Origin of the sequence: Kitasatospora sp. NBC_01300, assembly GCF_041435235.1 — a bacterium.
Classification (GTDB): Bacteria; Actinomycetota; Actinomycetes; order Streptomycetales; family Streptomycetaceae; genus Kitasatospora.
Genome location: NZ_CP108408.1, coordinates 4,657,510 through 4,681,455 on the forward strand (window position 1 = coordinate 4,657,510; position 23,946 = coordinate 4,681,455).

Consider the following 23,946-nt stretch of genomic DNA (forward strand, 5'->3'; position numbering starts at 1 on the left):
ACTAGACAGAGAGAGAACGAGCCACCATGGCTGCAACCTCCCTTGACCTCGCCAGGGTCCGCAACATCGGGATCATGGCGCACATCGACGCGGGCAAGACCACCACCACCGAGCGGATCCTGTTCTACACCGGCGTCTCGTACAAGATCGGTGAGGTCCACGATGGCGCTGCCACCATGGACTGGATGGAGCAGGAGCAGGAGCGCGGCATCACGATCACGTCGGCCGCGACGACCTGTCACTGGACGGTCGACGACGTCGACAACACCATCAACATCATCGACACCCCGGGTCACGTCGACTTCACCGTCGAGGTGGAGCGTTCGCTGCGCGTCCTCGACGGTGCCGTGACGGTGTTCGACGGTGTTGCCGGTGTCGAGCCCCAGTCCGAGACCGTGTGGCGGCAGGCTGACCGCTACGGCGTCCCGCGCATCTGCTTCATCAACAAGCTGGACCGCACGGGCGCGAACTTCTTCTTCTGCGTCAAGACCATCGTGGACCGCCTCGGCGCGACCCCGCTGGTCATGCAGCTCCCGATCGGTGCCGAGGCGGACTTCAAGGGCGTTGTCGACCTTGTCCGCATGAAGGCGCTGGTCTGGTCCGCCGAGGCCGCCAAGGGCGAGATGTACGACATCGTCGACATCCCGGCCGAGCTGCAGGAGCAGGCGAACGAGTACCGCGAGAAGCTCCTGGACGAGGTGTCGAACGTCAGCGATGACGTGATGATGCTCGCCATGGAGGGTGAGGACATCCCCGAGGAGCTGCTGTACGAGGCGATCCGCAAGGGCACCCTGGAGTCGGCCTTCACGCCGATCTTCTGCGGTACCGCGTTCAAGAACAAGGGCGTTCAGCCCCTGCTCGACGCGGTCGTCAAGTACCTCCCGTCGCCGCTGGACATCGAGTCGGTTGAGGGCACCAAGCCCAACGACCCGGAGACCAAGATCACCCGCAAGGCCTCGGACGACGAGCCCCTGGCCGCGCTGGCGTTCAAGATCATGTCCGACCCGCACCTGGGCAAGCTCACCTTCGTCCGGATCTACTCCGGCCGCCTGGAGTCCGGCACCTCGGTGCTGAACGCCGTGAAGGGCAAGAAGGAGCGCATCGGCAAGATCTACCGCATGCACGCGAACAAGCGTGAGGAGATCGAGTCGGTGGGCGCCGGCGACATCGTCGCCGTCATGGGCCTGAAGCAGACCACCACCGGTGAGACGCTGTCCGACGAGAAGGCCCCGGTCATCCTGGAGTCCATGGACTTCCCGGCCCCGGTCATCCGCGTCGCGATCGAGCCCAAGTCCAAGGGTGACCAGGAGAAGCTGGGTGTTGCCATCCAGCGTCTCGCCGAGGAGGACCCGTCCTTCCAGGTCAACACGGACGAGGAGACCGGCCAGACCATCATCGCGGGTATGGGCGAGCTGCACCTCGAGGTGCTGGTCGACCGTATGAAGCGTGAGTTCAAGGTCGAGGCCAACGTCGGCAAGCCGCAGGTCGCGTACCGCGAGACGATCCGTCAGGCCGTCGAGCGCATCGACTACACCCACAAGAAGCAGACCGGTGGTTCCGGTCAGTTCGCCAAGGTGCAGATCGCGATCGAGCCGCTCGAGCAGGCCGAGGGCTACGAGTTCGTCAACCAGGTCACCGGTGGCCGCGTGCCGCGGGAGTACATCCCGTCGGTCGACGCCGGTTGCCAGGAGGCCATGGAGTTCGGCATCCTCGCCGGCTACCCGCTGCAGGGTGTCCGCGTGAAGCTGCTCGACGGCCAGGCGCACGACGTCGACTCGTCCGAGCTCGCGTTCAAGATCGCCGGTTCGATGGCGTTCAAGGAAGGCGCGCGGAAGGCCAAGCCGGTCCTCCTCGAGCCGATGATGGCCGTCGAGGTCACCACGCCCGAGGACTACATGGGCGACGTGATCGGCGACATCAACTCTCGCCGTGGCCAGATCCGGTCCATGGACGAGCGTCACGGTGCCCGCGTCGTCACGGCGCTGGTGCCGCTCTCCGAGATGTTCGGCTACGTCGGTGATCTGCGCAGCAAGACCTCTGGTCGCGCGAGCTACTCGATGCAGTTCGACTCGTACGCCGAGGTTCCGAAGGCCGTGGCGGAGGAGATCATCGCCAAGGCCAAGGGCGAGTAAGGACCGGCGCCAGCCGGCTCCCTACAAGGCCGCGGCTGTCCCGATATTCGGGACGATTGCGAACCCTTAGGCTATTAGGGGGCGTCCCGGGAGGATCCGGTCGGATCCTCCCGGGGGGCCTCCGGCCCCCACCCCGCGGGACGGTGCGAGGTGCTTCCGGCACCTCGGGCCAAACCCGATCAAAGACCAACTGACGTCAGCACGGCGTACAGAACTGTCCTCAGGAGGACTGCAGTGGCGAAGGCGAAGTTCGAGCGGACGAAGCCCCACGTCAACATCGGCACCATTGGTCACATTGACCACGGTAAGACGACCCTTACCGCGGCCATCACCAAGGTGCTGCACGACGCGTACCCGGAGATCAACCCCTTCACGCCGTTCGACCAGATCGACAAGGCGCCGGAGGAGCGGCAGCGCGGTATCACCATCTCGATCGCGCACGTCGAGTACCAGACCGAGGCGCGTCACTACGCCCACGTCGACTGCCCGGGTCACGCGGACTACATCAAGAACATGATCACCGGTGCGGCCCAGATGGACGGTGCGATCCTCGTCGTCGCCGCCACCGACGGCCCGATGCCGCAGACCAAGGAGCACGTCCTCCTGGCCCGCCAGGTCGGCGTCCCCTACATCGTCGTCGCCCTGAACAAGGCCGACATGGTGGACGACGAGGAGATCCTGGAGCTCGTCGAGCTCGAGGTCCGCGAGCTCCTCTCGGAGTACGAGTTCCCGGGCGACGACCTGCCGGTCGTCCGCGTCTCCGCGCTGAAGGCGCTGGAGGGCGACAAGGAGTGGGGCGAGAAGCTCCTCGGCCTGATGCACGCCGTCGACGAGAGCATCCCGACCCCGGCCCGCGCCGTGGACCAGCCGTTCCTGATGCCGATCGAGGACGTCTTCACGATCACCGGTCGTGGCACCGTCGTCACCGGTCGTATCGAGCGTGGCATCCTCAAGGTCAACGAGACTGTCGACATCATCGGCATCAAGGAGACCAAGACCACCACCACGGTCACCGGCATCGAGATGTTCCGCAAGCTGCTCGACGAGGGCCAGGCCGGTGAGAACGTCGGTCTGCTGCTCCGTGGCATCAAGCGCGAGGACGTCGAGCGCGGCCAGGTCATCATCAAGCCGGGTTCGGTCACGCCGCACACCGACTTCGAGGCCCAGTCCTACATCCTGTCGAAGGACGAGGGTGGCCGCCACACCCCGTTCTTCAACAACTACCGCCCGCAGTTCTACTTCCGTACCACGGACGTGACCGGCGTCGTGACCCTCCCCGAGGGCACCGAGATGGTCATGCCGGGCGACAACACCGCCATGACGGTCGCGCTGATCCAGCCGATCGCCATGGAGGAGGGCCTGAAGTTCGCCATCCGTGAGGGTGGCCGCACCGTGGGCGCCGGCCAGGTCACCAAGATCATCAAGTAATTTGATGTTCTGACCTGTCTGTCCCGCACAGGCGAACCGAAGGGCTCCGCACACCCAGGTGTGCGGAGCCCTTCGGCCTTCATCGGGCCTTCACCGGCTCTCACGGGCTGCTCATGGCCGGCTGTTATTGTCGGGCGACCGTCCAGCCCGCCGTCGCGGAAAGTGGGATCCAACGCATGCCAACGGCACCACTGTTGTCGGTCGTGATGCCGATCTACAACGAGCAGGAGGCGCTCCCGCTGACCGTCGAGCGGCTGCGGCCGATCCTGGACGGGCTCGGGGTCGACTACGAGGTCGTGGGCGTCGACGACGGCAGCACGGACGCCACCCCCGTCGTCCTGCAGAAGGTCCGGCAGGACTGGCCGGAGTTCCGCATCGTCCGCTTCGCCCGCAACTCGGGGCACCAGGCCGCGCTCACCGCCGGCATCCACCGGGCGCGCGGCGACTACGTGGTGAGCATCGACGCCGACCTCCAGGACCCGCCGGAGAAGATCCCGGAGATGCTCGACCTGGCCCGCGAGCAGGGCTTCGACGTCGTCTACGGCGTGCGCGGGGACCGCGCCACCGACACCGCCTTCAAGCGCCGGACGGCCGGCGCCTACTACTGGCTGATGCGCAAGCTGGTCGGCAAGCGGATGCCCAACCAGGCCGGCGACTTCCGCCTGCTCAGCCGCGCGGCCGTGGAGGCCCTCAAGCAGCTGCCCGAGCACCAGCCCGTCTACCGGCTGCTGGTGCCGTGGCTCGGCTTCCCCAGCGGCGAGGTGGTGTACGTCCGGGAGGAGCGGGTGGCCGGCGACACCCACTACCCGCTGTCCAAGATGGTCCGGCTCGCACTGGACAGCGTGACCAACTTCTCCGCCGCCCCGCTGCGGCTGGCCACCTGGCTGGGCCTGGTGAGCTTCGTGGTCTGCCTGGTCCTCGCGGTCTACACCACCCTGTCGTACGCGCTCGGCGCGACCGTGCCCGGCTGGTCCTCGCTGTTCATCGGCATGCTCTTCATCGGCGCCGTGCAGCTGATCTGCGTCGGACTGCTGGGGGAGTACGTCGGCCGGATCTACTCGGCGGTGCAGGCCCGCCCGACCTACTTCGTCGGCTACGACTCGGCGGACGACGAACTGGCGCAGGACGCCGCGGCGCGGGACGACGAGCGGGGCACGGGCCGGTGACCGTCATCGAGGAACCGGTGGAGCCCGTCGAGCCGGGCCCGTCGACCCGCCGCCAGCTGCCGTCCTTCCTGGTCATCGGCGTGCTCAGCACCGTCTTCTACCTGGCGCTCTTCGTCGCCGCGCGGTGGTTCACCGACCCGCAGGCGGCCAACCTGATCGCGCTGGCCGTCAGTGCGGTGGCCAACACCGCGGCCAACCGCCGCTTCACCTTCGGGGTCACCGGCTCGCAGGGCATGGTCCGGCACCAGCTCCAGGGCGCGGTGGCCTTCCTGATCGGGCTCGGCCTGAGCGCGGGCGCGCTCGCCCTGCTGGACCAGATGGCGCCGAACGCCTCCCGGCCGGTGGAGGTCGCCGGACTGGTCGCCGCCAACGGCCTGGCCACGGTGGCCCGGTTCGTGCTGCTGAAGATCTGGGTCTTCCGGGGCTGAACCGGGGCTGAGCGGCGGCCGTTCCCACCGGTTCGCGGGCCGCTCACCCGGCCCCCTCAGCCCGTCGTGCCGACGGGCCCCTCGGTATGCTGTGGCTCGTAGCCTGCCCGCTGACGGTAGTGGAAGTCCGCACCCGGCCGGGGAGACGGGCGGCAGGGACTTGACCGAAGGGGCACGGCACCGTGTCGACCGTACATTCCTCGCCTGAGCGCGAGCTCCAACGTCCGACCGCACCGCCGGGGCCGCCGCCCGTGCCGACCGCCGGTGGACGGTCCAGGCGCAACCCGCTCGTGCTGGCCGGGGGGCTGGCCCTGTCCTGGCTGGTGCCGACCGGGCTGGTCGCGCTGGACCTGGGCGTCCTGCTGCTGCCGCTGCTGCTGTTCTCCATAGCCGCCGTGCTCCGGGTCGGCGGCGTGCTGCTCGACCGGCTGTTCGTCGCCGGGCTGGTGCTCGCCGGTTCGGTGCTGACGTTCGGCCTGCTCTTCTCGCTCTGGCCGTGGGGCCTCTCGCCGGTCGCCACCAGCGGCCTGATGTTCAGCGTGGTGACGGTCGCCGCCTGGGCCGCCCGCCGCGGCCCGCGCCTGCCGTTGCGCTTCCGCTGGTCCGACCTGCTGGTCCTGGGCACCGGTTACGGCGTCTGGCACTACCTCTTCCACCCGATCGCGGGAACGTCGGCGGCCGAGCGGGTCGCGTACTTCGCCACGTCGGAGGACCGGCTCGCGCACTTCTCCTTCTTCTCCGGCATCCAGAACGTCGGCGGCTTCAACTTCCTCCACCAGGACGCGGCCCGGTCCTTCCTGATACCGCCGTCCGAGGTGACGTACCCGCAGGGCTCCCACTTCCTGCTGGCCTGGACGGACACCCTCGTCCACTCCGCCGCCGACTCCGGCGACATGCTCTACACCATGAACAGGTACTTCCTGTACCTGCTGGTGGGCTACGCGCTGTTCTGCGCCGCGCTGGTCTGGGCGGCCCGGTGGATCGGCGGGCCGCGGCTGCGCGGCTGGCGCTGCGCGGCGGTGTGCGCGACCGTCGGCGCGATCATGTTCGCGAGCAACTACATGGACCTGATGGTCCACGGCTTCGACTCGACCTTCATCGGGCTGCTGCTGATAGCGCTCGCGCTGGCCGTGCTGATCCGGCCGGCGATGGGCACCACCGAGTTCGTGCTGGCCGCGTCGGCCGGGCTGATCACCGTCACCTACGCGTACAACATCTACGGCGCCTTCGTCGGCGTGGCACTGCTGGGCGCGCTGGTGGCGCACCGGCGCAAGTTCGCCGGGCGCTGGTGGTGGACCGCCGGCGCGCTGGCGTGCGCGCTGGGCGTGGCCGCGCTGCCGAGCGTCCTGTCCGTGCTGGGCAACCTCGACGTGGCCAGTGCCTCGAACATGAACGGCCCGAGCGTCGGGGCCGACCGCTCCATACTCATCGGCGGCGGGCTGCTCGGCCTGCTGGCCGCGGTCATGCCGCGCAACCGCCGGACCGCCGTCGGCCAGGCGCACCTCGCGGTCCTGCTCGGCACCGGCGGGCTGCTCAGCGCCTTCGCCGCCTACCAGCTGCACACCATCGGCAAGTACTCGTACTACTTCCACAAGATGACGGCCGTGGGCGTCGTGGTCAGCCTGATATCCCTCGGCGCCGTCGGGGTCATGCTGCAGAGCCCGTACCGGGGGACCGGCCGCACGCTGCAGAGCCGCCTCGGCGAGCTGGCGATATCCGGCCTCGCCGTCGCCGCCGCGCTCAGCCTCTTCGCCAACGTGCAGTGGGGCTTCCTGACCACCAAGGACAACCCGTCCGCCTGGTCCGCCAACCCGCTGGTGGCCTGGGGACGCGGCGAGTTCAAGGGGGACATGGGCCCCAAGGGTGCGCAGGCACTCGACATATCGAGCAAGGGCCCGGTCATCGCGCTCTTCGCCAACGACGACTACAAGAACCTCAAGGCCACCTGGCTCGCCTCGCTGCTGAACCGGCGCGGGGGCGACATGACGGCGCTGTACGACATCCACTGGGTGTCCATCGGCGGCCCCCAGGTGAAGGAGGAGGACTACCAGAAGTCCCTGGGCCGCCTCAAGGGAGCCATCGACAAGCTCCCGGCCGCGCCCGTCCCGCCGACCGTCCTGACCGCCGACCCCTCCGTGGGCGACCGGATCAAGCGGGACCTGGCGGCGCAGGGTGTGACGGTGACGGTGCTGAGCGATCCTCAGAACCTTTGGACGGAGCCGTGGTCCCGTACCTTCCCGGGGGTCTGAGCGTGGGGGCCACCGTCATCGGACGTTCACGGCTACCCGCTACTATTCACAGCAATCGCACGGCCGGGCCGGCCTCGTGCGGAGATGTGTGGCAAGGTCGGCCGGTTAATTCGGTGATCATGTGATGAAGAACCCGATCGCCAAGCTGCTCGGGGTGCTACCCCCGGGGGCCCGGCTCGTGGTCGGTGGGACGGTCGTGCTCGGCGCCTCGGCGTACGTCTACATGGCGCTCGTGGGCTACAGCCTGGGCACGGCCGGTGCGGCCAGGGTGACGATGCTCTGGACGATCGTGATGTCCGTCGGGTGGGGTCTGTTCCAGCCCGTCGAACTGGAGCTGACGCGGCTGGTCGCCGCCCGCAAGGTGTCCGGGGCGGGGGCACTGCCCGCGGTACGGCGGATGCTGCTGCTCGCCCTGGCGATCCTGGCCGCGGCCTGCGCGGTGCTGGCGGCCGCCGCCGGCCCGATCGCCGACCAGCTGTTCGGCGGCGACCGGACCCTCGTGGTGGCCCTCGCCGGCGGCATGGCGGGCCTCGCGGTGAGCTCGGTCTCCCGCGGCGCGCTGGCCGGCCTCGGGCTGTTCGGCCCCTACGGCACCCAGCTGGCCGTCGACGGTGCCCTGCGCATCGGGCTGGCCGCGCTGACCGCCGTCCTCGGGCTGCACTCGGCGCTGGCCTTCGGCCTGATCCTGGTGGTCGCCCCGGTCACCGCCTCGCTGATCGGCCTGCGCGGCATCCTCGCCGACCGCGCCCCCGGCCCGGAGGTGTCCTGGCGCCAGCTCACCAGCGGGCTCGGCCTGCTGATCGGCTCCGTGATGCTCAGCCAGCTGGTGGTGAACGCGACCGTCGTCTGCGTGCGCCTGCTCGCGCCGAAGCACTCCGAGGCGTCCGACGCCCTGGTCTTCGCGCTCGGCCAGGCCGTGGTGATGGCCCGCGTGCCGCTCTTCGCCTACAGCGCCCTCCAGGCCTCCATGGTCTCCGCGCTCTCGGGTGCCACCGCGGCCGGCGACCACGCCGAGTTCCGCAAGGTGCTGACCCGCACCACGGCGATCGTCGCGGCCATGTGCATCGGCGGCGGGCTGCCGGTCATCGCGCTCGGCGCCTGGCTCAACCCGCTGCTCTTCAACGCCAAGGACCTGCTCAACCCGCTGGACTTCACCTGGCTCGTCCTCGGCACGCTCTGCTACGTCCTCGCGACGGTATTCGGCCAGGCGCTGATGTCGAGCGCCCAGCACCGCCGACAGCTGGTGGGCTGGACGGCCGGTTCCGTAGCATTGGTTGCGGTCGCCCTCTCCCCGGGTGACGTCGGTCTCCGTGCCGAGCTCGCGTACCTGGCCGGCGCGCTGGTCAGCGCCGTCCTGATGCTGTGGGCGCTGTACCGCGCGTTCCCCTCCCGCCCCGCCGCCTCCGGGCACTCCGGGCTGGACAGCAGGAGCGCGGCCGAGCCGCTGCGGACCTCGTGACGGTGGGGGACCGGACTGTGATTGGCCGACGACGCCCGTGATCACCACCGACAGACAGACCGAGGCACGCGACGCCGTGCCGTTCGCCAAGCATGGAGCCCCTGTGTCCGACTATGACAACGTCTGGCTGGTGATCCCGGCCTACAACGAAGGCCAGGTGATCGCCGAGGTCGTGGAGGGGGCACGCAAGACCTTCCCCAACATCGTGGTGATCGACGACGGCTGCACCGACGACACGGCGAAGCACGTCATGACGACCGGCGCCCACCTGGTGCGGCACCCGGTCAACCTGGGCCAGGGCGCAGCGCTGCAGACCGGCCTGAAGTACGCGCTGGAGCAGGAGGGCGCCGAGTACTTCGCCACCTTCGACGCGGACGGCCAGCACCAGACCGCCGACGTGGAGAAGATGGTGGCGCTGCTGCGCCAGGACGAGGCCGACATCGTCCTCGGCTCCCGCTTCATCGAGCAGACCGGCCAGGTGCCGTGGATCAAGCGGGTCGTGCTCCGCACCGCCGCCGCGGTCAGCCCGACCGCCCGCAAGCTCAAGCTCACCGACGCGCACAACGGTCTGCGCGTGATGAACCGGGAGGCGGCCAGCCGCATCCGGATCACCATGAACGGCATGGCCCACGCTTCGGAGATCGTCTCCTTCCTCGCCGGCTCGGACCTCCGGGTTGCAGAGGTGCCGGTGGACATCCTCTACACCGACTACTCGCGCGCCAAGGGCCAGTCCCTGATCAACGGCGTGAACATCCTCTTCGACATCTCGCTGCGGGAGCGTAACCGCCGATGAATCACCTCTGGATCCAGCTGATCCTCGTCCTGGCCGCCGTGGGCATGGCCCTCCTGTTCGTCCGGCGCTGGGACGCCGCGAACACCCGGGCGTGGAAGCGCATCGCCTTCTCGCTCTTCGTCGTCGCCAACGTCATCGCGATCCTGTGGCCGGCCGGCGTGACCAAGCTGGCCACCGCGCTGGGCGTCGGTCGTGGCACGGACCTGGTGCTCTACCTGATGGTCATCGCCATGGGCTTCCTGACGCTCAACACCTACCTGCGCTTCCGGTCGCTGGAGAAGAAGCTCACCGACCTGGCCCGTACGGTCGCCATCACCGAGGGCGTCCGTCACAACAACGACCGCCTCGACGCCCCGGTCGGCTCCGACCACTGATCGCGCTCCACGCGACAGGGCACGAGGCCTGAGGGCCGGCACCCCCGACGGGGTGCCGGCCCTCAGCCGTGCGTGCGGGTCGGAGCGCCGCCGGAGAGGCCGGCGAACGGTCCCTCCGACCGTCGGCCACCGCGTCGAACGGTGACGCCCGTTCATCCGTTGTCACAGAAGGGGCACCGATGTGTGCCGCCTTTTTGGGCTCCGGAAAATCCGGGCATTACCGAGTTCATTCATCCCCCGGCCGCCCGGTGGACGCATTTCTTTGTGCCGGATTTTCCGATTGGCGGCCTCTGAGCACCAGGTTTCCGCCCCCCGGCGCCGGTGTGGGCCGACCGGCTGACGCACGGGCCCGGCAAAGCTGGTTGACTTGGGGCGCCCCGCTGGCCGCGGCCGGGCGGCACCGAAGCGTGATCCAGGACCAGGAGGTGCGGCGCCGTCATGAGCGTCGATTTCGTCATCCCGTACTACGGCGATCCGGAGTACCTGTTCGCCACCATCGACAGCATCCGGGCCCAGCACCAGCAGGACTGGCGGCTGACCGTCGTGGACGACCAGTACCCGGGCTTCCGGGCGCCCCAGTACATCGAGAGCCTGAACGACGAGCGGATCCGGTACATCCGCAACGCGGAGCGGCTGGGCCCCAACGGCAACACCTACAAGGCCTCCACCCTGGCCGAGCGCGAGTTCGTCTCGATGATGGGCGCCGACGACCTGCTGGAGCCCGACTACCTGGACGTCGTCCTGGAGCGCCTGCGGGCCGACCCGAACGCGATCGCGGTCCAGCCGGGCGTGCGGGTGATGGACAGCGACGGGACCCTGGTGCCCTCGCTCGGCATCGGCGACAAGGTCAAGCGCCGGATCAGCGCGCCGGCCCGCAAGGCCGGGGTGATCAGCGGCGAGGCCGCGGTGAAGAGCCTGCTGTCCGGCAACTGGCTGTACACGCCGTCGCTCACCTACCGCCAGTCCGCGCTGTCGAAGATCCCGTACCGCCCCGACATCGACGCCATCCACGACCTGGCGTTCATGGTCGACATGCTGATGGAGGGCGGCAACCTGCTGGTCGACGAGCGGGAGGTGTTCCGCTACCGGCGCCACCAGGCCAGCGACTCCTCGAACCGGGTCAAGGACGGCAAGCGCTTCGACGAGGAGCTGCGGTACTACTCGCTGATCTCCAAGGAGCTGCGCGCCAAGGGCTGGAACAACGCCGCGCGCTCGGCCGACCTGCACCTCTCGTCCCGCCTGCACGCCCTGATGGTCGCCGCCGGCCGGCTCGGCGCGGGTGACTTCTCCCACGCCGGCGCCATGGTCGGCCGCGCGGTCCGCAGCAGCTGACCGGAGCGTGTCCGAGGGCGGTGCCGGCCGCCGGCCGGACGCCCCCGGGGCACGGCGCCCGAGGCGCCCGGCCGAATTCGACGGGGCGGGAGTAAGCGCTTCGGCCGGCCGCTGGGCTCTAGGTGGGTGAGGGGGTGCTCATGGGGAGCACCGACGACCGACCGGGCGGATCCTGCCGAACCACCGCGCCCAAGCCCCGACACGGCCGGAACGGGGTCCTTGCCCGAGGCTTCGGCTTCTGGTAAGCGCCCTATGATGGCCGCTGATCGCCGGTCCACTGAGCCATTCTTCGCCACTCATCGGACGTGGCCACTGCACGGAAGTGACTGACATGACTGATCTGGCCACCAGCCCGGTCGGCGGCTCCAGCAAGGAGTCGCTCGAACCGGAGGGCGCGATCGCGCCCCGCCCCGGACGGCTCGACGGCCTGCTGGAGCGTCCCTGGGCGGTCCGCTCGGCCGAGGCCCTGGTCTCGATCGTGGCGGCGCTCGGCTTCGCGCTGCTCTGCACCCGCATCGACGTCAACCCGCTGAACCGGGTGGGCCAGGTCAGTGGTCTGGCCATGCTCCAGAAGTACGCCGCCATCGTGGGCCTGCCCATCCTGGCGGTGCTGCTGTACGCCGCCTACCGGGGCAGCCTGGCCCGGTACCAGCTGGCCCAGCGCCTGGTCTGCGCGGCCGTCGCCGGTCTGGCCACCGGCGCGGTCGCGGGCGGGATCGCGGTGGCGCTGAACGGCACCCAGTGGGGCCTCGGCGGTCAGGAGGGCGACCCGGGCAACCTCATGGGCATGGCCAACGACATGCTGCGCGGCAAGGGCCTGCCCGGCGTCTACCCGCCCGGCTTCCCGGCGCTGCTGGCGGTCTGGTCGAAGCTGTTCTACGGCGGCGTCGGCGGCGTCGGCTACGCCATGAAGGACGTCCAGCTGATCTGCAGCGCGCTGGTCGGCCCGATGGCGTACCTCTCCTGGCGACTGATGCTGCGGCCGGTCTGGGCGCTGCTGATCGCCGTCCCGTCGGCGATCCTCTTCCTCGACCCGATCCGGCCGTACAGCCACGTCACGATGCTGGTCATGGTGCCGATGCTGGCCGCCGCCCTGCGGGAGCTCCGCCGGTCGCACGAGCTGTCGGCCCGGTCCACGGTGCTGCGCGGCCTCGGCTTCGGCGTCTCGTTCGGCCTGATGTTCCTCTGGTACTCGGGCTGGTTCGTCTGGGCCGCGCCCGGCGTCCTCGTCCTGGCGCTGTTCGTCGTCCCGTGGCGCCAGGGCGCCGCCCGGGTCAAGCGGGTGCTGCTGTTCCTCGGCGTGACGCTGGTGAGCGCCGGCGTGGTCGGCTCGCCGCTGCTGTACGAGCTGGTGCGGCTGGGCGCCCAGGCCAAGGACCGGTACGCGTACCTCTCGGTGTACATCGACCCGGCGTACATCATGGGCTGGGCCTCGGACCGCAACGGCGACCTGAACTACCACGACTTCCCGTTGCGCGGTGAGCTCGCCGGGCAGAGCGCCTACACCCTGCTGCTGCTCGCCGGGGTCGCGCTGGCGCTGGGCCTCGGGCTGCGCAGCATCACCGTCCGGACCGTGACGGCCACCCTGGTCAGCGCCTGGCTGCTGCGCTTCTGGTTCGCCTCCCAGATGGCCCAGACGAAGTCCATCCAGCTGTACCCGCGGACGACCTGGATCATCCTCTACGCGTTGATGATCCTCGCGGTGCTCGGCCTGATGTTCCTCGTCCAGCGGGGCGCGGGCTGGCTGCGCACGGTGCAGCGGGTCGGCACCGACGGGCGGCCGGCGCCGCTGACCCTGCGGCCCGCGGTCACCGGCCGGCTGGTCGCCGGCGCGGTCTGCGCGGTGGCGCTGTTCGCCACCATGGCGGCCTCCTGGTCGGCGGACCGCTACATGCCGACCACCAAGCCCGAGTTCGTGCCGGTCGCCGGGGCCAAGGGCATCGACATGGGCGCGGACGCCTGGCGCGCGCACATCCTGGTGAACCGCGACGGCAAGTGCCCGAAGTACGACCCGGCCGGGCCGACCGACTGCGCGCCGGTGAACAAGGAGCTCAAGGAGTACAACAACGAGCCCGACAAGGGTCAGCTGTGGTGCGCCAACGTGACCGGTGACGAGTGGGCGCTGACCTGCGGGAGCAAGCGACCCTGGTGACGCGGGTCCGCGGCGGTGGGCGCCGCGGCTGAGGACGGTCACCCGATCGGGGCCGGTGAGGGCGACCTCACCGGCCCCGATTGGCATCCGGGCTGCTCCATGTGGCAGTATGTCCAAGTTGCTCGGTTGAGTTGCCGATGCTGCGCGCCTCCCGCCGGGAGGACTGGAAGCGAGTCCCAGGTACTCGTCGTTCCCGTGATGGCCGTTAAGCGTGAAGTCGACGCCACGGCAGCTGCGGGGCGAAAGTACGGGAATCTTCCGGGAAGCGTATGCGGGGCCTCGACCCGGCCCCCCACCCCGAAATCTTGAAACCGACGAGTTGTTCGCCGGTTTTTTGCAAGCGCGAGAGCGACACGCCCGAGCGCGGGGGTCGGAGGGTGGTCGTGCAGTGACTAAGGACAAAGGACTACTGAGTAGCCATGGCGGGACAGAAGATCCGCATCCGGCTCAAGGCCTACGACCACGAGGTCATCGATTCCTCGGCGAAGAAGATCGTCGAGACGGTGATCCGTACTGGTGCGCAGGTCGCAGGCCCGGTGCCGCTGCCCACTGAGAAGAACGTGTACTGCGTCATCCGCTCGCCGCACAAGTACAAGGACTCGCGCGAGCACTTCGAGATGCGTACTCACAAGCGTCTGATCGACATCCTCGACCCCACGCCGAAGACGGTTGACTCGCTCATGCGTCTCGACCTGCCGGCTGGCGTCGACATCGAGATCAAGCTCTGAGAGGCGCACCGAAGATGGCTAAGCAGATTAAGGGCATCCTGGGCGAGAAGCTCGGCATGACCCAGGTCTGGGACGAGAACAACCGGATCGTTCCGGTGACCGTCGTCAAGGCTGGGCCCAATGTCGTGACCCAGGTCCACACCGCTGACAGTCCGGCCGGCTACGACGCCGTCCAGATCGGCTTCGGCGAGATCGACCCCCGCAAGGTGAACAAGCCCCTCGCGGGCCACTTCGCCAAGGCCGGTGTCACCCCGCGCCGCCACCTGGTCGAGCTCCGTACCACGGACGCGTCCGAGTACACCCTCGGCCAGGAGATCACCGCGGAGCTGTTCGAGGCGGGTGTCAAGGTCGACGTGACCGGCACCTCCAAGGGCAAGGGCTTCGCCGGTGTCATGAAGCGCCACAACTTCCGGGGCCTCGGCGCCGGTCACGGTGTGCAGCGCAAGCACCGCTCGCCCGGCTCGATCGGTGGCTGCGCCACCCCGGGTCGCGTGTTCAAGGGCGTGAGGATGGCCGGCCGGATGGGCCACGAGCGTGTGACCACCCAGAACCTGACCATCCATGCCGTTGACGCGGAGAAGGGGCTGCTCCTGATCAAGGGCGCAATCCCGGGCCCGAACGGCGGCCTCGTCCTCGTCCGCACTGCGGCGAAGGGGCTGTGAGGATATGAGCACCATTGACATCCTGTCGCCCTCGGGCGACAAGACCGGCAGCCTCGAGCTGCCGGCCGAGATCTTCGACGCGAAGGTCAGCGTTCCGCTGATGCACCAGGTCGTCGTGGCGCAGCTCGCTGCGGCCCGTCAGGGCACCCACAAGACCAAGACTCGCGCCGAGGTCCGCGGTGGCGGCAAGAAGCCGTACCGCCAGAAGGGCACCGGCCGCGCCCGTCAGGGCTCGACCCGCGCCCCGCAGTTCGCCGGCGGTGGCGTCGTGCACGGTCCCGTGCCGCGCGACTACTCGCAGCGGACCCCGAAGAAGATGATCGCCGCCGCCCTGCGCGGTGCGCTCACCGACCGGGCCCGCCACAACCGCATCCACGTCGTCACCGACGTGATCGCGGCCGAGGCGCCGTCGACCAAGGCCGCCAAGGGTCTGTTCGGCAAGATCACCGAGCGCAAGAACATCCTCCTCGTCGTCGAGCGTGCCGACGAGCTGGGTCTGAAGAGCGCCCGCAACCTGCCGCACGTGCACATCCTGGACGCCGGTCAGCTGAACACCTACGACGTGCTCGTCTCCGACGATGTGGTCTTCACCCAGGCCGCCTTCGAGCGTTTCGTGGCGGGTCCCGCCGCGTCCGCCAAGGCCGTGGCTGCTGAGGGCGAGCTCGAAGGGAGCGCCGCCTGATGGCTGCAGAGATCACGAGCAAGACGTTCACGGACCCCCGTGACGTCCTGGTGAAGCCGGTCATCTCGGAGAAGAGCTACTCGCTCCTCGACGAGAACAAGTACACGTTCGTCGTGTCGCCCGGTGCCAACAAGACCCAGATCAAGCAGGCCGTCGAGGCGGTCTTCTCGGTCAAGGTCGAGTCCGTCAACACGCTCAACCGTCAGGGCAAGCGCAAGCGCTCCAAGACGGGCTTTGGCAAGCGCAAGGACACCAAGCGCGCCATCGTGACGCTGGCTGAGGGCAACCGCATCGACATCTTCGGTGGTCCGGTCTCCTAACGGAGATCGTGATCGTCGATAAGGACGAGGACGAGAGAGCCAAATGGGCATCCGCAAGTACAAGCCGACTACGCCGGGCCGTCGTGGCTCCAGCGTGGCCGACTTCGTAGAGATCACGCGGTCCACGCCGGAGAAGTCGCTGGTTCGCCCCCTGCACAGCAAGGGCGGCCGTAACAACGCCGGTCGGATCACCGTTCGCCACCAGGGTGGCGGTCACAAGCGCGCCTACCGCGTGATCGACTTCCGTCGTCACGACAAGGACGGCGTGCCGGCCAAGGTCGCGCACATCGAGTACGACCCGAACCGCACCGCGCGCATCGCGCTCCTGCACTACGCGGACGGCGAGAAGCGCTACATCATCGCGCCGCGCGGTATCGCGCAGGGTGACCGGATCGAGAACGGCGCTGGCGCCGACATCAAGCCGGGCAACAACCTGCCGCTTCGCAACATCCCGGTCGGTACCACCATCCACGCGGTGGAGCTGCGTCCCGGTGGCGGTGCCAAGATGGCCCGCTCCGCCGGTGCCGGCATCCAGCTGCTGGCGCGTGAGGGCAAGATGGCGCACCTGCGCATGCCCTCCGGTGAGATCCGCCTGGTGGACGCGCGCTGCCGCGCCACCGTCGGTGAGGTCGGCAACGCCGAGCAGTCGAACATCAACTGGGGCAAGGCCGGCCGTATGCGCTGGAAGGGCGTCCGCCCGACCGTGCGTGGTGTCGCCATGAACCCGATCGACCACCCGCACGGTGGTGGTGAGGGTAAGACCTCTGGTGGCCGCCACCCGGTCTCGCCGTGGGGCCAGAAGGAGGGTCGCACTCGTAGCCCGAAGAAGGCTTCGAACGCCCTCATCGTGCGCCGCCGCAAGACCAACAAGAAGCGCTAGGAGCAGGTCAGATGCCGCGCAGTCTCAAGAAGGGCCCCTTCATCGACGGCCACCTTCTCAAGAAGGTGGACGCGCAGAACGAGGCGGGTACCCAGAACGTCATCAAGACCTGGTCCCGTCGCTCCGTGATCTTCCCGGCCATGCTCGGCCACACGATCGCGGTGCACGATGGCCGTAAGCACGTCCCGGTGTTCGTCACCGAGTCGATGGTCGGCCACAAGCTCGGCGAGTTCGCGCCGACGCGTACCTTCCGCGGTCACGTCAAGGACGACCGCAAGTCGAAGCGTCGCTAGTCGCCAGCGAGATTACCGACTCAATGACTTACACCAGCAAGGGGACAACCATGGAAGCCAGGGCCCAGGCGCGGTACATCCGCGTCACGCCCATGAAGGCCCGCCGCGTGGTGGACCTCATCCGTGGCCTGCCGGCCACGGAGGCCCAGGCCGTCCTGCGTTTCGCTCCGCAGGCCGCCACCGTGCCCGTCGGCAAGGTGCTCGACAGCGCCATTGCCAACGCCGCGCACAACTACAACCACTCCAACGTGGACGACCTCGTCATCAGCGAGGCGTACGTTGACGAGGGCCCGACCCTGAAGCGGTTCCGTCCGCGTGCGCAGGGTCGTGCCTACCGGATCCGCAAGCGGACCAGCCACATCACCGTGGTCGTCAGCAGCAAGGAAGGGACCCGGTAATGGGCCAGAAGGTTAACCCGCACGGGTTCCGCCTCGGCATCAGCACGGACTTCAAGTCCCGCTGGTACGCCGACAAGCTGTACAAGGACTACGTCAAGGAAGACGTTGCCATTCGTCGCATGATGACGAAGGGCATGGAGCGCGCCGGCATCTCCAAGGTCGAGATCGAGCGCACCCGCGACCGCGTCCGCGTCGACATCCACACCGCTCGCCCCGGCATCGTCATCGGCCGCCGTGGCACCGAGGCCGACCGCATCCGCGGCGACCTCGAGAAGCTGACCGGCAAGCAGGTCCAGCTGAACATCCTCGAGGTCAAGAACCCCGAGCTGGACGCCCAGCTCGTGGCTCAGGGCGTCGCGGAGCAGCTGTCCTCCCGCGTCTCCTTCCGCCGTGCCATGCGCAAGTCGATGCAGGGCACCATGAAGTCCGGCGCCAAGGGCATCAAGGTCCAGTGCTCCGGTCGTCTCGGTGGCGCCGAGATGAGCCGTTCGGAGTTCTACCGCGAGGGCCGTGTGCCGCTGCACACCCTGCGCGCGAACGTCGACTACGGCTTCTTCGAGGCCAAGACGACCTTCGGCCGTATCGGCGTGAAGGTCTGGATCTACAAGGGCGACGTCAAGAACATCGCCGAGGTCCGCGCTGAGAACGCCGCTGCCCGCTCGGGTAACCGCCCGGCCCGTCCCGAGGGTGGTCGTCCCGCCCGCGGTGGCGAGCGCCGTGGTGGCGAGCGCGGTGGCCGCGGCCGTCGCCCCGCTGCGTCCGAGGCCCCCGCGGCCGCGGCCGCCGAGGCTCCGGCTGCCGAGAACACCGGAACGGAGGCCTGACTCCAATGCTGATCCCCCGTCGGGTCAAGCACCGCAAGCAGCACCACCCCAAGCGCCGTGGCGCTGCCAAGGGTGGCACCGAGCTCGCCTTCGGCGAGTACGGCATCCAGGCCGTCACCCCGGCCTACGTGACGAACCGGCAGATCGAGTCCGCTCGTATCGCCGTCACCCGTCACATCAAGCGTGGCGGCAAGGTCTGGATCAACATCTACCCGGACCGTCCGCTCACCAAGAAGCCGGCCGAGACCCGCATGGGTTCCGGTAAGGGTTCGCCCGAGTGGTGGATCGCGAACGTGCACCCGGGTCGGGTCATGTTCGAGCTGTCGTACCCCAACGAGAAGGTGGCTCGTGAGGCGCTGACCCGCGCTGCTCACAAGCTCCCGATGAAGTGCCGGATCATCCGGCGCGAGGCAGGTGAGAGCTGATGTCGGCCGGCACCAAGGCTGCTGACCTCCGCGAGCTGGACAACGAGGGTCTCGTTGCCAAGCTCCGTGAGGCCAAGGAGGAGCTGTTCAACCTCCGCTTCCAGGCGGCGACCGGGCAGCTCGACAACCACGGACGGCTCAAGCTCGTCCGTAAGGACATCGCGCGGATCTACACCCTGATGCGCGAGCGCGAGCTGGGCATCGAGACGGTGGAGAACGCCTGATGACTGAGAACACCAACGAGACGCGCGGTTTCCGCAAGACCCGTGAGGGTCTCGTCGTCAGCGACAAGATGGACAAGACCGTCGTCGTCGCCGTCGAGGACCGCGTCAAGCACGCTCTGTACGGCAAGGTCATCCGCCGTACGAACAAGCTGAAGGCGCACGACGAGGCGAACGCCTGCGGCATCGGCGACCGGGTCCTCCTGGCGGAGACCCGCCCGCTGTCCGCGACGAAGCGCTGGCGCGTCGTCGAGATCCTCGAGAAGGCCAAGTAACGAAGTTGATGCGGTACGGCCGTATGTGCACCAGGTCCCTCGTGGGCGCTGGTGTGAGCAGCGGCCGGCCCGTCAGCTCTCGTTGACGATCAGGAGAAAGCTGTGATCCAGCAGGAGTCGCGACTGCGTGTCGCCGACAACACGGGCGCGAAGGAAATCCTTTGCATCCGCGTTCTCGGTGGCTCCGGTCGTCGCTACGCCGGCATCGGGGACGTCATCGTCGCGACCGTCAAGGACGCGATCCCCGGCGGTTCGGTGAAGAAGGGTGACGTCGTCAAGTGCGTCGTCGTCCGTACCGTGAAGTCGCGTCGTCGCCCGGATGGTTCGTACATCCGCTTCGACGAGAACGCCGCGGTCGTTCTGAAGAACACCGATGGTGACCCCCGTGGTACCCGCATCTTCGGCCCGGTGGGCCGCGAGCTGCGTGACAAGAAGTTCATGAAGATCATCTCGCTTGCGCCGGAGGTGCTCTAACTCATGGCGAACAGCATGAAGATCAAGAAGGGTGACCTGGTTCAGGTCATCACCGGCAAGGACCGCGGCAAGCAGGGCAAGGTCATCCAGGCCATGCCCGCCGAGAACAAGGTCCTGGTCGAGGGTGTGAACCGGGTCAAGAAGCACACCAAGCCGGGCCCGGGCACTCAGGGTGGCATCGTCACCGTCGAGGCCCCGGTGCACGTCTCCAACGTCCAGCTGGTCGTGGAGAAGGACGGCAAGAAGGTCGTCACCCGCGTTGGCTACCGCTTCGATGACGAGGGCAACAAGATCCGCGTTGCCAAGCGAACCGGTGAGGACATCTGATGTCTGAGACGACTGTTGAGAAGGTGACCCCCCGTCTCAAGGAGCGTTACAACTCCGAGATCAAGGGTCAGCTGCAGGAGCAGTTCTCGTACGAGAACGTCATGCTGACGCCCGGCCTGGTCAAGGTCGTCGTCAACATGGGTGTCGGCGAGGCCGCCCGTGACAGCAAGCTGATCGAGGGCGCGATCCGCGACCTCACCGCCATCACCGGTCAGAAGCCGGCGGTGACGAAGGCTCGCAAGTCCATCGCGCAGTTCAAGCTGCGTGAGGGCCAGCCGATCGGCACCCACGTCACCCTCCGTGGTGACCGCATGTGGGAGTTCCTGGACCGTCTGGTGTCGCTGGCCCTGCCGCGTATCCGTGACTTCCGTGGCCTCTCCCCGAAGCAGTTCGACGGCCGTGGCAACTACACCTTCGGTCTGACCGAGCAGGTCATGTTCCACGAGATCGACCAGGACAAGGTCGACCGTCAGCGCGGTATGGACATCACCGTCGTGACCACCGCCCAGACCGACGACGAGGGCCGGGCGCTCCTGCGCGCTCTGGGCTTCCCGTTCAAGGAGGCGTAACCACATGGCGAAGAAGTCCCTCATCGCGAAGTCCGAGCGCAAGCCGAAGTTCGGCGTCCGGGCCTACACCCGGTGCCAGCGCTGCGGCCGTCCGCACTCGGTGTACCGCAAGTTCGGCCTCTGCCGTGTCTGCCTTCGTGAGATGGCGCACCGCGGCGAGCTGCCGGGCGTGACCAAGAGCTCCTGGTAACCAGGACCTCGCGGTAACGCCATAGCGAAGCAGGTGTGCCCGACCCCACAGAGCCCCTTTTTTGGGGCTGCGTACGGAATCCCGTAGGGTAGTGAGGTCGGGCCCCCTGTCGCGGTGGCTCCATAGCTGCCGTCGACCCTCTTCGGAGGGCTCGCACCCAGTCTTACGACGCCGCAGGTCCCCTGCGTCTGTGCCCCTGCCGCACTCCTCGGAGTGCGGCGGGGGGACCTGGCGCGGAGAAACCACGGCGAGAGAGGCCTGAGGCCATCATGACCATGACCGACCCCATCGCAGACATGCTCACGCGTCTGCGTAACGCTAACTCGGCGTACCACGACTCCGTGGCGATGCCGGCCAGCAAGATCAAGGCGCACGTCGCCGAGATCCTGCAGCAGGAGGGGTACATCTCCTCCTACAAGGTTGAGGAGCCCGTTGAGGGCGAGGTCGGCAAGAAGCTGACCATCGAGCTCAAGTTCGGTCCCAACCGTGAGCGCTCGATCGCTGGCATCAAGCGGATCAGCAAGCCGGGCCTGCGGGTCTACGCAAAGTCCACCAACCTGCCGAAGGTGCTCGGCGGCCTGGGCGTGGCGATCATCTCCACGTCCTCGGGTCTCCTCACCGACAAGCAGGCCGCCAAGAAGGGCGTAGGCGGAGAAGTTCTCGCCTACGTCTGGTAATTCGGGAAACGGAGGTACAGCAATGTCGCGCATTGGACGGCTGCCCATCCAGGTCCCCGCTGGCGTGGACGTCACCATCGATGGCCAGGCGGTCTCGGTGAAGGGCCCCAAGGGCTCCCTCACCCACGTTGTCGCCGCGCCGATCGAGATCGGTAAGGGCGAGGACGGCACGCTGCTCGTCACCCGCCCCAACGACGAGCGTCTGTCGAAGGCCCTGCACGGCCTTTCCCGCACGCTGGTGGCGAACATGATCACCGGCGTGACCGCGGGCTACCGCAAGTCGCTGGAGATCAGCGGTGTCGGCTACCGAGTTCTGGCGAAGGGCTCCGACATGGAGTTCCAGCTGGGCTACAGCCACCCGATTCTGGTCGAGGCCCCCGAGGGCATTTCCTTCGTCGTCGAGTCGGCCACCAAGTTCCACGTGGACGGCATCGACAAGCAGAAGGTCGGCGAGGTCGCCGCGAAGATCCGCAAGCTGCGCAAGCCCGACCCGTACAAGGCCAAGGGCGTCAAGTACGCGGGCGAGGTCATCCGCCGCAAGGTCGGAAAGAGTGGTAAGTAAGCGATGAGCGTCTCTGTCAAGATCGGCAAGGGCAACGCCTACAAGAGCGCCGCTCGCAAGCGCCGCGCGATCCGCGTTCGCAAGCGCGTCGTCGGCACCGAGGTGCGTCCGCGCCTCGTCGTGACGCGCTCGAACCGTCACATGGTCGCCCAGGTCATCGACGACGCCAAGGGTCACACCCTGGCGTCGGCGTCCACCCTCGACGTGTCCATCAAGGGCGCCGAGGGCGACAAGACCGAGCTGGCCAAGAAGGTCGGGAGCCTGGTCGCCGAGCGCGCCAAGGCTGCTGGCATCGAGTCGGTCGTCTTCGACCGCGCGGGCAACCGGTACGCCGGCCGCATCGCCGCCCTGGCGGACGCGGCTCGCGAGGCCGGGCTCGACTTCTAAGCCGCTCGTCGACTCAGTCGACGGACGTAATCGAGAGAGGTAATTCCAATGGCTGGACCCCAGCGCCGCGGTAGCGGCGCCGGCGGTGGCACCGGCGGTGGCGAGCGGCGCGACCGTAAGCGTGACGACCGGGGCAACGCCCCCGCCGTCGAGAAGACCGCTTACGTCGAGCGCGTTGTCGCGATCAACCGTGTCGCCAAGGTTGTCAAGGGTGGTCGTCGTTTCAGCTTCACCGCGCTGGTCGTGGTGGGCGACGGTGACGGCACCGTGGGTGTCGGTTACGGGAAGGCGAAGGAGGTTCCGGCCGCCATCGCCAAGGGTGTTGAGGAGGCCAAGAAGAACTTCTTCAAGGTCCCCCGTATCCAGGGCACCATCCCGCACCCGATCCAGGGTGAGAAGGCCGCCGGCGTCGTGCTCCTGAAGCCCGCCGCCCCCGGTACCGGTGTTATCGCCGGTGGTCCGGTGCGCGCCGTCCTGGAGTGCGCCGGCATTCACGACATCCTGTCGAAGTCGCTCGGCTCGGACAACGCGATCAACATCGTGCACGCCACCGTGGCTGCTCTGAAGGGCCTCGTGCGCCCCGAGGAGATCGCCGCTCGTCGTGGCCTGCCGCTGGAGGACGTGGCCCCCGCCGCTCTGCTGCGGGCGCGTGCTGCAGGGGTGAGCGCCTGATGGCTCGCCTGAAGATCACGCAGACCAAGTCGTACATCGGCAGCAAGCAGAATCACCGTGACACCCTGCGTTCGCTTGGTCTCAAGCGCATGCACGACGTCGTGGTGAAGGAGGACCGTCCCGAGATCCGCGGGATGGCCCACACGGTCCGTCACCTGGTGACGGTTGAGGAGGTGGACTGATCATGGGCGACAACCCGATCAAGATCCACAACCTGCGTCCCGCCCCGGGTGCCAAGACCGACAAGATCCGCGTGGGTCGTGGTGAGGGCTCCAAGGGTAAGACCGCCGGTCGTGGTACCAAGGGCACCAAGGCCCGCTACCAGGTTCCGCAGCGCTTCGAGGGTGGCCAGATGCCGCTCCACATGCGCCTGCCGAAGCTGAAGGGCTTCAAGAACCCGTTCAAGATCACGTTCCAGGTCGTCAACCTTGACAAGCTGGCCGAGCTCTACCCGCAGGGTGGAGAGGTCACCGTCGAGGACCTGGTCGCCAAGGGCGCGGTTCGTAAGAACTCCCTCGTCAAGGTGCTCGGCACCGGCGAGATCTCGGTTGCGCTGCAGGTGACGGTCGACGCCGTCTCCGGCTCCGCCGCCGAGAAGATCACCGCCGCCGGCGGTACCGTCACCGAGCTCGTCTGAGCCCGCTGACTTCCGTGCGAGCCCCGCACCTCCTTCGGGAGGTGCGGGGCTCGCGCGTTTTCCGGGCACCGCGTTTTCCGGGCATTCCGTTGACGTGCCCTCGTTCTTTTGTGTGGCAAACCCGGGCATCCCGTACCCCGTGAGTGGGGGAGGGGCGGTACGCGCTTCTTCCGAGTGGCTGCGCACTGTTAGAGTCCGTGGAGTTCCCTTGTAGGCTGCGCGTAGGCTCG

General features: G+C 68.1%; 31 protein-coding genes. All 31 read left to right on the top strand.

Annotated elements, in window-relative coordinates; all coding sequences use genetic code 11:
* Positions 1-26 precede the first annotated feature (26 nt).
* Positions 27-2,132, top strand: a complete 2,106-nt coding sequence (gene fusA, locus OG556_RS20725; protein WP_371518417.1) for an elongation factor G — start codon at positions 27-29, stop codon at positions 2,130-2,132.
* A 234-nt stretch (positions 2,133-2,366) separates the two neighbouring features.
* Complete coding sequence (gene tuf, locus OG556_RS20730) at positions 2,367-3,560, top strand: elongation factor Tu (protein WP_031063092.1); 1,194 nt, start codon at positions 2,367-2,369, stop codon at positions 3,558-3,560.
* Positions 3,561-3,736: 176 nt separating this feature from the next.
* A complete protein-coding gene (locus tag OG556_RS20735; RefSeq protein ID WP_371518418.1) occupies positions 3,737-4,726 on the top strand; it encodes a glycosyltransferase family 2 protein in 990 nt (329 codons plus the stop codon).
* On the top strand, positions 4,723-5,154 hold the full coding sequence (locus tag OG556_RS20740) for a GtrA family protein (RefSeq protein ID WP_371518419.1): 432 nt from the start codon (positions 4,723-4,725) through the stop codon (positions 5,152-5,154). Before OG556_RS20735 ends, OG556_RS20740 begins: the two co-directional genes overlap by 4 nt.
* 182 nt (positions 5,155-5,336) lie before the next feature.
* Positions 5,337-7,403, top strand: coding sequence for a hypothetical protein (locus OG556_RS20745; RefSeq protein WP_371518420.1), 2,067 nt, complete (start codon positions 5,337-5,339; stop codon positions 7,401-7,403).
* 124 nt (positions 7,404-7,527) lie between these two features.
* Entirely contained in the window at positions 7,528-8,862 is a 1,335-nt protein-coding gene (locus OG556_RS20750) for a hypothetical protein (RefSeq protein WP_350877099.1), read from the top strand.
* 103 nt (positions 8,863-8,965) lie between these two features.
* Complete coding sequence (locus OG556_RS20755; RefSeq protein WP_063348961.1) at positions 8,966-9,655, top strand: glycosyltransferase family 2 protein; 690 nt, start codon at positions 8,966-8,968, stop codon at positions 9,653-9,655.
* The gene (locus OG556_RS20760) at positions 9,652-10,029 is read left to right on the top strand and encodes a DUF2304 domain-containing protein (RefSeq protein ID WP_063348962.1); all 378 of its coding nucleotides are present in this window, start codon (positions 9,652-9,654) and stop codon (positions 10,027-10,029) included. The genes OG556_RS20755 and OG556_RS20760 overlap by 4 nt, the downstream gene beginning before the upstream one ends.
* Positions 10,030-10,467: 438 nt before the next feature.
* Positions 10,468-11,361, top strand: coding sequence for a glycosyltransferase (locus tag OG556_RS20765; protein ID WP_350877102.1), 894 nt, complete (start codon positions 10,468-10,470; stop codon positions 11,359-11,361).
* A 331-nt stretch (positions 11,362-11,692) separates the two neighbouring features.
* Positions 11,693-13,513, top strand: a complete 1,821-nt coding sequence (locus tag OG556_RS20770) for a hypothetical protein (RefSeq protein WP_371518422.1) — start codon at positions 11,693-11,695, stop codon at positions 13,511-13,513.
* Positions 13,514-13,932: 419 nt separating this feature from the next.
* Entirely contained in the window at positions 13,933-14,241 is a 309-nt protein-coding gene (gene rpsJ, locus OG556_RS20775; protein WP_012785157.1) for a 30S ribosomal protein S10, read from the top strand.
* A gap of 14 nt (positions 14,242-14,255) precedes the next feature.
* Positions 14,256-14,903 (top strand): 50S ribosomal protein L3, encoded by a 648-nt coding sequence (gene rplC, locus OG556_RS20780; protein ID WP_327677876.1) that lies wholly within the window; start codon positions 14,256-14,258, stop codon positions 14,901-14,903.
* A 4-nt stretch (positions 14,904-14,907) separates the two neighbouring features.
* The gene (gene rplD / locus OG556_RS20785; protein ID WP_350877106.1) at positions 14,908-15,585 is read left to right on the top strand and encodes a 50S ribosomal protein L4; all 678 of its coding nucleotides are present in this window, start codon (positions 14,908-14,910) and stop codon (positions 15,583-15,585) included.
* Positions 15,585-15,905: a 50S ribosomal protein L23 gene (gene rplW, locus OG556_RS20790; protein ID WP_063348967.1), complete on the top strand. Its 321-nt coding sequence runs from the start codon at positions 15,585-15,587 to the stop codon at positions 15,903-15,905. The genes rplD and rplW overlap by 1 nt, the downstream gene beginning before the upstream one ends.
* Positions 15,906-15,948: 43 nt before the next feature.
* On the top strand, positions 15,949-16,785 hold the full coding sequence (gene rplB, locus OG556_RS20795) for a 50S ribosomal protein L2 (RefSeq protein ID WP_063348968.1): 837 nt from the start codon (positions 15,949-15,951) through the stop codon (positions 16,783-16,785).
* Between the two features lie 11 nt (positions 16,786-16,796).
* The gene (gene rpsS, locus OG556_RS20800) at positions 16,797-17,078 is read left to right on the top strand and encodes a 30S ribosomal protein S19 (RefSeq protein ID WP_030055821.1); all 282 of its coding nucleotides are present in this window, start codon (positions 16,797-16,799) and stop codon (positions 17,076-17,078) included.
* Between the two features lie 50 nt (positions 17,079-17,128).
* Positions 17,129-17,476, top strand: a complete 348-nt coding sequence (gene rplV, locus OG556_RS20805; RefSeq protein WP_030055822.1) for a 50S ribosomal protein L22 — start codon at positions 17,129-17,131, stop codon at positions 17,474-17,476.
* Positions 17,476-18,300, top strand: a complete 825-nt coding sequence (rpsC, locus tag OG556_RS20810; RefSeq protein ID WP_063348969.1) for a 30S ribosomal protein S3 — start codon at positions 17,476-17,478, stop codon at positions 18,298-18,300. The genes rplV and rpsC overlap by 1 nt, the downstream gene beginning before the upstream one ends.
* 5 nt (positions 18,301-18,305) lie before the next feature.
* A complete protein-coding gene (gene rplP, locus OG556_RS20815) occupies positions 18,306-18,725 on the top strand; it encodes a 50S ribosomal protein L16 (protein ID WP_030055824.1) in 420 nt (139 codons plus the stop codon).
* The gene (gene rpmC / locus OG556_RS20820; protein WP_063348970.1) at positions 18,725-18,949 is read left to right on the top strand and encodes a 50S ribosomal protein L29; all 225 of its coding nucleotides are present in this window, start codon (positions 18,725-18,727) and stop codon (positions 18,947-18,949) included. Before rplP ends, rpmC begins: the two co-directional genes overlap by 1 nt.
* Positions 18,949-19,221: a 30S ribosomal protein S17 gene (rpsQ, locus tag OG556_RS20825; RefSeq protein ID WP_030055826.1), complete on the top strand. Its 273-nt coding sequence runs from the start codon at positions 18,949-18,951 to the stop codon at positions 19,219-19,221. The genes rpmC and rpsQ overlap by 1 nt, the downstream gene beginning before the upstream one ends.
* Before the next feature lie 102 nt (positions 19,222-19,323).
* Positions 19,324-19,695, top strand: a complete 372-nt coding sequence (gene rplN, locus OG556_RS20830; protein WP_030393301.1) for a 50S ribosomal protein L14 — start codon at positions 19,324-19,326, stop codon at positions 19,693-19,695.
* A 15-nt stretch (positions 19,696-19,710) separates the two neighbouring features.
* Positions 19,711-20,022 (top strand): 50S ribosomal protein L24, encoded by a 312-nt coding sequence (gene rplX / locus OG556_RS20835; RefSeq protein ID WP_030055828.1) that lies wholly within the window; start codon positions 19,711-19,713, stop codon positions 20,020-20,022.
* On the top strand, positions 20,022-20,591 hold the full coding sequence (gene rplE, locus OG556_RS20840; protein WP_030393302.1) for a 50S ribosomal protein L5: 570 nt from the start codon (positions 20,022-20,024) through the stop codon (positions 20,589-20,591). Before rplX ends, rplE begins: the two co-directional genes overlap by 1 nt.
* A 4-nt stretch (positions 20,592-20,595) precedes the next feature.
* The gene (locus OG556_RS20845; protein ID WP_030055830.1) at positions 20,596-20,781 is read left to right on the top strand and encodes a type Z 30S ribosomal protein S14; all 186 of its coding nucleotides are present in this window, start codon (positions 20,596-20,598) and stop codon (positions 20,779-20,781) included.
* A 269-nt stretch (positions 20,782-21,050) separates the two neighbouring features.
* On the top strand, positions 21,051-21,458 hold the full coding sequence (gene rpsH, locus OG556_RS20850; protein WP_030055831.1) for a 30S ribosomal protein S8: 408 nt from the start codon (positions 21,051-21,053) through the stop codon (positions 21,456-21,458).
* A 22-nt stretch (positions 21,459-21,480) separates the two neighbouring features.
* Entirely contained in the window at positions 21,481-22,020 is a 540-nt protein-coding gene (gene rplF / locus OG556_RS20855) for a 50S ribosomal protein L6 (RefSeq protein WP_030055832.1), read from the top strand.
* Between the two features lie 3 nt (positions 22,021-22,023).
* On the top strand, positions 22,024-22,407 hold the full coding sequence (gene rplR / locus OG556_RS20860) for a 50S ribosomal protein L18 (protein ID WP_030280785.1): 384 nt from the start codon (positions 22,024-22,026) through the stop codon (positions 22,405-22,407).
* Between the two features lie 48 nt (positions 22,408-22,455).
* Positions 22,456-23,079: a 30S ribosomal protein S5 gene (gene rpsE / locus OG556_RS20865; protein WP_030055834.1), complete on the top strand. Its 624-nt coding sequence runs from the start codon at positions 22,456-22,458 to the stop codon at positions 23,077-23,079.
* A complete protein-coding gene (gene rpmD / locus OG556_RS20870; RefSeq protein WP_030055835.1) occupies positions 23,079-23,261 on the top strand; it encodes a 50S ribosomal protein L30 in 183 nt (60 codons plus the stop codon). The genes rpsE and rpmD overlap by 1 nt, the downstream gene beginning before the upstream one ends.
* A gap of 2 nt (positions 23,262-23,263) precedes the next feature.
* A complete protein-coding gene (gene rplO / locus OG556_RS20875) occupies positions 23,264-23,716 on the top strand; it encodes a 50S ribosomal protein L15 (protein ID WP_255752515.1) in 453 nt (150 codons plus the stop codon).
* The last annotated feature ends 230 nt before the right edge of the window (positions 23,717-23,946 follow it).